This is a genomic window from Flavobacterium sp., from assembly GCF_036741995.1.
Lineage (GTDB): Bacteria > Bacteroidota > Bacteroidia > Flavobacteriales > Flavobacteriaceae > Flavobacterium.
The window spans coordinates 41144-48360 of sequence record NZ_DAINRG010000016.1 but is presented as its reverse complement, the minus strand read 5'-3'; the positions used below and the strand labels follow the sequence as shown (position 1 = coordinate 48360).

5 protein-coding genes are annotated in these 7217 nt (G+C 38.5%); 3 read left to right on the top strand and 2 right to left on the bottom strand.

The features are described from left to right. The 3 genes from V7D82_RS07145 to secDF all read left to right on the top strand — a co-directional run. Positions 1 to 1252 (top strand): toprim domain-containing protein (locus V7D82_RS07145; protein ID WP_333600292.1); only part of this gene is annotated, 1252 nt, incomplete at its 5' end. Positions 1253 to 1345: 93 nt separating this feature from the next. Further along, entirely contained in the window at positions 1346 to 2281 is a 936-nt protein-coding gene (gene mdh / locus V7D82_RS07140) for a malate dehydrogenase (RefSeq protein ID WP_333600291.1), read from the top strand. 226 nt (positions 2282 to 2507) lie between these two features. Beyond that, on the top strand, positions 2508 to 5474 hold the full coding sequence (gene secDF / locus V7D82_RS07135) for a protein translocase subunit SecDF (RefSeq protein WP_333600290.1): 2967 nt from the start codon (positions 2508 to 2510) through the stop codon (positions 5472 to 5474). 68 nt (positions 5475 to 5542) lie between these two features. Here secDF and V7D82_RS07130 read toward each other — a convergent pair whose 3' ends face one another. Then, positions 5543 to 5923, bottom strand: a complete 381-nt coding sequence (locus tag V7D82_RS07130) for a DUF4258 domain-containing protein (RefSeq protein ID WP_333600289.1) — start codon at positions 5921 to 5923, stop codon at positions 5543 to 5545. A 66-nt stretch (positions 5924 to 5989) separates the two neighbouring features. Further along, on the bottom strand, positions 5990 to 7183 hold the full coding sequence (locus V7D82_RS07125; RefSeq protein WP_333600288.1) for an alanine dehydrogenase: 1194 nt from the start codon (positions 7181 to 7183) through the stop codon (positions 5990 to 5992). Positions 7184 to 7217: the final 34 nt, after the last annotated feature.

The following is a 7217-nucleotide window of genomic DNA, read 5'->3' as shown; positions in this document are numbered from 1 at the left end:
AGGATTGAAGGAATTCGTTCGTTTCTTAGACGGAAACCGTATTCCAATCATCAGCCATGTCATCAGCATGGAAAATGAAAAAGGCGAAGTGCCTGTAGAGGTGGCTTTGATTTACAACGAAAGTTATGCAGAGAATATTTTCTCTTATGTAAATAATATCAATACTCACGAAGGAGGAACGCATTTACAGGGTTTCCGTATGGGATTGACCCGTACGTTGAAAAAGTATGCTGACGCTTCCGGTTTGTTGGAAAAATTAAAATTCGAAATCTCCGGAGATGACTTCCGTGAAGGATTGACCGCGATTATTTCGGTAAAAGTTCAGGAACCACAGTTCGAAGGACAAACCAAAACCAAATTAGGAAACAGAGAAGTAGTTTCTCCGGTTTCTCAAGCGGTTGCCGAAATGTTAGAGAATTATTTGGAAGAAAATCCAAATGACGCCCGAATCATTGTGCAGAAAGTAATTCTTGCGGCTCAGGCGCGCCACGCGGCCAAGAAAGCCCGTGAGATGGTACAACGCAAAACCGTTTTAGGCGGTGGCGGTTTGCCAGGGAAATTGTCTGATTGTTCAGAACAAGATCCGGCAAAATGTGAGGTGTACTTAGTCGAGGGAGACTCGGCGGGTGGAACGGCTAAACAAGGTCGTGACCGTAATTTCCAGGCGATTTTACCTTTGCGTGGTAAGATTTTGAACGTGGAAAAAGCGATGCACCACAAAGTGTTTGAAAACGAAGAGATTCGAAATATATTCACCGCTCTTGGTGTAACTATCGGAACTGAAGAGGATTCTAAAGCGTTGAACTTAGAAAAACTGCGTTACCACAAAGTAATCATCATGTGTGATGCCGATGTGGATGGTAGCCACATTTCTACGTTGATTTTGACGTTCTTCTTCCGTTTCATGAAAGAACTGATTGAAGGCGGACACGTGTATATAGCGGCACCACCTTTGTATTTGGTTAAAAAAGGAAATAAGAAGGAATACGCCTGGAATGATGACCAACGTGATATTGCTAACGAAAAGATGGGTGGAAGCGCGGCAATCCAACGTTATAAAGGTCTTGGGGAGATGAACGCAGAGCAATTGTGGGAAACTACGATGGACCCGAATTTCAGAACCTTGCGTCAGGTTACTATTGATAGTTTAGCCGAAGCCGACAGAGTGTTCTCAATGCTAATGGGGGATGAGGTTCCGCCACGTAGAGAGTTCATTGAGAAGAATGCGGTGTATGCAAACATTGATGCGTAACTAGCCCCGATGGGAGCAAGCTACCGTGTAGCGCGGACAGCGGGAAATAGCTCCTAAAATTAAAAGAAAGAAACAACAAAATTAATATACAAAATGAAAGTTACGATTGTAGGAGCAGGAAACGTTGGGGCAACATGTGCCGATGCTATTGCTTACAGAAGAATTGCCAGCGAAATAGTGTTGGTGGATATTAGAGAAGGTTTTGCCGAAGGAAAAGCATTAGACATTATGCAAACCCAAACGACTTTAGGTTTCAATACCAAAGTGGTGGGAAGTACCAACGATTACAGCAAAACAGCGGGTAGTGATGTAGTGGTAATTACCTCAGGAATTCCGAGAAAACCGGGAATGACCCGTGAAGAGTTAATCGGAATCAATGCCGGAATTGTAAAATCGGTGGCGGAAAGCTTGTTGCAACATTCTCCGAAAGCAATTTTTGTAATCGTATCTAATCCTATGGATACGATGACTTATTTGGCTTATAAATCGTTAGGCTTACCAAAAAACAGAATCATCGGAATGGGTGGAACGTTAGACAGTTCCCGTTTCAAAACCTACTTGTCTCTAGCTTTAGACAAGCCGGCTAACGATATCCAAGGAATGGTAATTGGCGGTCACGGTGATACTACTATGATTCCGTTAACGCGTTTGGCTTCTTATAATGGCGTGCCGGTTTCTCAATTTTTATCTGAAGAAGCATTAGCTAAAGTATCTGCTGATACTATGGTAGGTGGTGCTACGCTTACGGCTTTATTAGGAACTTCCGCTTGGTATGCTCCGGGAGCTTCGGTGGCTTATTTGGTGGATAGTATTTTGAATGACCAAAAGAAACTGATTCCTTGTTCTGTATATGTAGAAGGAGAATACGGTCAGGATGATATCTGCATTGGTGTACCTTGTATTATTGGTAAAAACGGTGTAGAAAAAATAGTTGACATTAACTTAAATGATGCCGAAAAAGCGTTATTTTCAAAAAGTGCTGATGCCGTGAGAAGCATGAATGATGCGCTAAAAACAGTATTGCAATAATATAAAGTTTTAGGATATAAAAAGGACTGCAAAATTTGCAGTCTTTTTTTTGATATTAATCAGTAAATAATTGGTTAATCTTATATAGAATTATATATTTGCACGTTTCAAAAAAAATAGAATTGTTGTAAATTCAATGCTTTAGCTTATAATGTTTTGAATTTCAACACCTTTTGTTTTTATATAAACACTAACAAAACCAAGAATTAATTAATTTTTAGTAATAATGCAGAATAAAGGACTAGTTAAATTTTTCGCAATTCTATTTGCATTGGTAAGTATCTACCAACTTTCGTTCACATTTGTAGCCAATAAAGTAAAAGATGACGCCAAAGCTTTTGCAGGAGGACATCCTGAAAAAGAAGTAAAATATCTTGATTCCATCGGGAAAGAAGATGTTTTCAATCTTGGATTTACCAAGTTTACTTACAACGAAGTAAAAGATAAACAAATCAATAAAGGTCTTGACCTTGAAGGAGGAATCAACGTGATTCTTCAAATATCGGTTAAAGATGTATTGAAAGGATTATCGAACAATTCTAAGAATCCAATATTCAACAAAGCATTAGAAGATGCTAAAGTTAACCAAAAAGGAAATCAAACCTATTTAGATGCTTTCTTCGAAGCATTTGATGCTATCAAAGGGTCAACCAGATTAGCTTCTCCGGATATTTTTGCCAACCGAAATCTTCAGGGAGAAATCGATTTCAAAATGAGCGATGACCAAGTGAAAAAAGTCTTGGCTAAAAAAGTAGACGAATCAGTAGAGTCAGCTTTCGGTGTCTTGAGAAGTCGTATCGATAAATTTGGTGTTACTCAACCAACGATTGCTAAATTGGGACAAACCGGAAGAATTCTTGTGGAATTACCAGGGGCCAAAGATGTGGATCGTATCAAAAAATTATTGTCAAGCAAAGCAGAATTAGAATTCTGGGAAACCTACAAAGCAGACGAAATGATGGGCTTCCTGAGCTCAGCTAACGAAGCTTTGAAAGCTACTGTTAAAGAAGAAAAAGTTGCAGAAGCCAAACCAACAGATTCTATCAGTAAATTATTGACAGATAAAGATAAAGACTCGGCTGTTGCCAAAAAAGGAAACAATCCTTTATTTGATAAATTCGTTTCTCAAGGTGGTGGACCGGTTTTAGTGGTTGCATCTCCAAAAGATACCGCAGCTATCAACGGTTATTTGAAAAGACCGGAAATCCGTTCTTTATTGCCGGCTGACAAACGTTACGTTAAATTCGTTTGGGGTAAACCAAATGTAAAAGTTGACGAAAAAACGAAAAAAGAAACAGAAACATTAGACTTATACGCTTTAAAAGGAAATAGAGATAATGTAGCTCCAATGAGCGGTGGTGTTATTGTTGACGCCCGTGATTCATTTGACCAAATGGGTAAACCATCGGTTACTATGCAGATGAATGGTGCCGGAGCCAGAATTTGGGAAGAATTAACAGGAAGAGCTTATACTCAAAAAAGCTTCATCGCTATTGCGTTGGATGATGTAGTGTATTCTGCACCTGGAGTATCTTCAGGCCCAATTTCAGGAGGAAGATCAGAAATCTCAGGAAACTTTGAAGTATCTGAAACTAAAGATTTAGCGAACGTATTAAGAGCTGGTAAACTACCTGCTGCTGCTGAGATTATTCAGTCAGAAGTAGTTGGACCATCCTTAGGAGAAATTGCTATCCACGCTGGTTTGATTTCCTCAATCGTAGGTTTCTTATTGGTATGTTTCTGGATGGTATTCTATTACGGAAGAGCCGGTTGGTATGCTAATGCAGCCTTATTATTGAACTTACTTTTCTTATTCGGAGTAATGGCAAGTTTTGGTTTTGTATTAACATTACCGGGTATTGCAGGTATCGTGTTAACATTAGGTACAGCAGTAGACGCGAACATCATTATATACGAGAGAGCAAAAGAGGAATTGCGTGAAGGCAAATCATTAGCCGATGCTGTGAAAACATCATACGGTTGGAAAGGCGCTATGCGTTCTATCATTGATGCTAACGTAACGCACGTTTTGACGGGTACTATCTTATTTGTTTTCGGAACCGGATTAATCCAAGGTTTCGCCTTGACACTTTTGATTGGTATTTTCACCTCATTATTCACGTCAATCTTTATTGCGAGAATTTTTATCGACAGAGATATTGCCCACAACAGAGATTTAACGTTTACAACAGGGTTAACTAAAAACTGGTTTACAGGTTTCCATTTTGATTTCGTTGGAATTAAAAAATGGTCTTACTTATTCTCGTCTGCAGTTGTTGTAGTAAGTTGTGTTTCTTTCTACTTTAACGGATTGGATGAAGGTGTTGATTTCGTTGGAGGAAGAACTTTCCAAATCAAATTCGAAAAACCAGTAGAATCTACGACAGTTTCAGATGAATTATCTAAAGCATTCGGAACCACAGTGGAAGCTAAAGTTTTCGGTGAAGACGATCAATTGAAAATTACTACTAAATACAAAATCAAAGAAGAAGGTGTAGAGGTAGATAAAGAAGTAAACGAAAAGTTATACAATGGTTTGAAAAAGTATTTCGGGCCTGGAGTAACTTATGAAAAATTCATCAATACTTACGACGGTAAAAAAGTGGGAGTATTGCAAGCTTCTAAAGTAGGAGCCGCTATTTCTGCCGATATCAAAACGAACTCGTTCTGGGCGGTTATCGGTGCTATGTTAGTAGTTGGTTTATACCTTGTGATATCGTTCCGTAAATGGCAATACTCATTAGGAGCTCTTGCTGCGGTGGTTCACGACGTTATCTTCGTATTAGGAATCTACTCGTTATTCTACAAATATGCGCCTTTCCACATGGAAATGGATCAGCACTTTATCGCGGCCATCTTAACCGTAATTGGTTACTCGATGAACGATACCGTAATTGTATTTGACAGAATCAGAGAATTCCTTGCCGGAGACAGAAAAGGTCACTTTAAAGATGTGGTAAACGCCTCTATTAATACTACTTTATCAAGAACCTTGAATACTTCCTTAACGATGATTATGGTATTATTGATCATGTTCGTTTTTGGTGGAGAATCAATCAGAGGATTTATCTTCGCTATGTTGGTTGGTATCGTTGTAGGTACTTATTCCTCTTTATTCATTGCAACTCCGGTATTAGTAGATACTATGAGTAAAGAAGCAATTGAAGATATCGAAAAAAGACACGGTAACTAATTCTTTAGTTTCTAGTATAAAAAAAGGGTTGTCAATTTGACAACCCTTTTTTATTGAACTTATTTTTTTTAATTATCCTTTTTAATAATGTTTCTCAAAACCGCTTTATCTGTATAATTTATAACTTCTAAGGTTATTTCTTTGTCTTTAGTGGTTTTCCCGTAGATGACGTATAACTTTCCGCCGTCTATAGGCTTGTTACTTTTATCAAAATCAACATCTCCGTAAGTTAAGGTGTTTTTGACATCTATCGTATCAACCCAATCTTCACTTAATCGTCTGGAAGCTTCTGTGTCGTAGATAAAGGGTTTGTTTCTAATGTCGTTGAGCACTCTCGCATTGGGGAAGTAATTGCATCGGGTATCCTTTCCGCTGAGCACCAAAGCCACAAAAAACAACCCGATTACAAAACCTACCATATAGTAGGCAAATCGTTGGTAAAATTTCATTGTAGATTAATTTTTGGCAAAAGTAATCAATGTTCGATATTCAATAAATTTTAATGAAGTTTTATTTTAGAAAACAATCAAATTAATATCATTATCCGGAAGGTTGAACCAATCCCCAATGGCTTTGTTAGTCAAAATTCCATGATACAGATACACGCCATTTTTCAAACCTTTGTTACAACGTATGGCACTTTCCAAACCACCGTCTTCGGCAATTTGAAGTAAGTAAGGGGTAATGATATTGCTGATGGAAAGCGATGCTGTTTTAGAATAACGCGAAGGAATGTTAGGAACGCAATAATGAATGATATTGTTTTTAATGAAGGTTGGCGATTCGTGAGTCGTCACTTCCGAAGTTTCAAAACAACCACCGGTATCAATGCTGACATCCACAATAACAGCACCTTTTTTCATGTGTTCTACCATGGTCTCTGTCACTACCACCGGACAACGGTCTTTGCCACGCATGGCACCAATAGCAACATCACATCTTCGCAACGCTTTTAATAAAGATTTAGGTTGTATGGTAGAAGTAAAAATTCGTTGGTTCAAATTATTTTGAAGACGTCGTAATTTGGTAATGGAATTGTCAAAAACTTTGACACTGGCACCTAATCCTAAAGCAGTTTTAGCTGCGAATTCACCCACCGTTCCGGCTCCCAAAATAACCACATCAGTAGGAGGAACTCCGGTAATGTTGCCTAATAAAAGTCCTTTTCCAAATTGGTTGTTAATCATCAACTCGGCAGCAATAAGCACCGAAGCAGTTCCGGCAATTTCACTTAAGGATTTTACGGCTGGGTAGGAACCGTCTTCGTCTTTGATGTATTCAAAGGCCAAAGCCGTTATTTTTTTCTTGATTAAAGCTTCAAAATATGCAGCTTTTCTGGTTTTCAATTGAATGGCAGAGATGACGATGGCATTTTGATTGACCAATGCAATTTCTTCCATGGTTAATGGCTCCACCTTTAATATTATTGGACAGCTTAATACTTTTTTGGTGTCTTTAGTAATGGTAGCACCAGCATCACTATATTCTTTGTCTGAATAACTGGAACTCAATCCGGCACCGGATTCAATCATCACTTTATGGCCGTGAGAAGTTAGTGAATTAACCGCATCTGGCGTTAAGCAAATTCGTCTTTCCTGATAAGAAGTCTCTTTTGGGATTCCAATAAAAAGTTCACTTTTATGACGGTATACTTCTAATTTTTCCTCTTGAGGTAAAAGTTGTTGCTTGGTAAAAGGGGTGATAGCCATAATGCGCAATTGTAATTTTGTCCCAAATTACAAA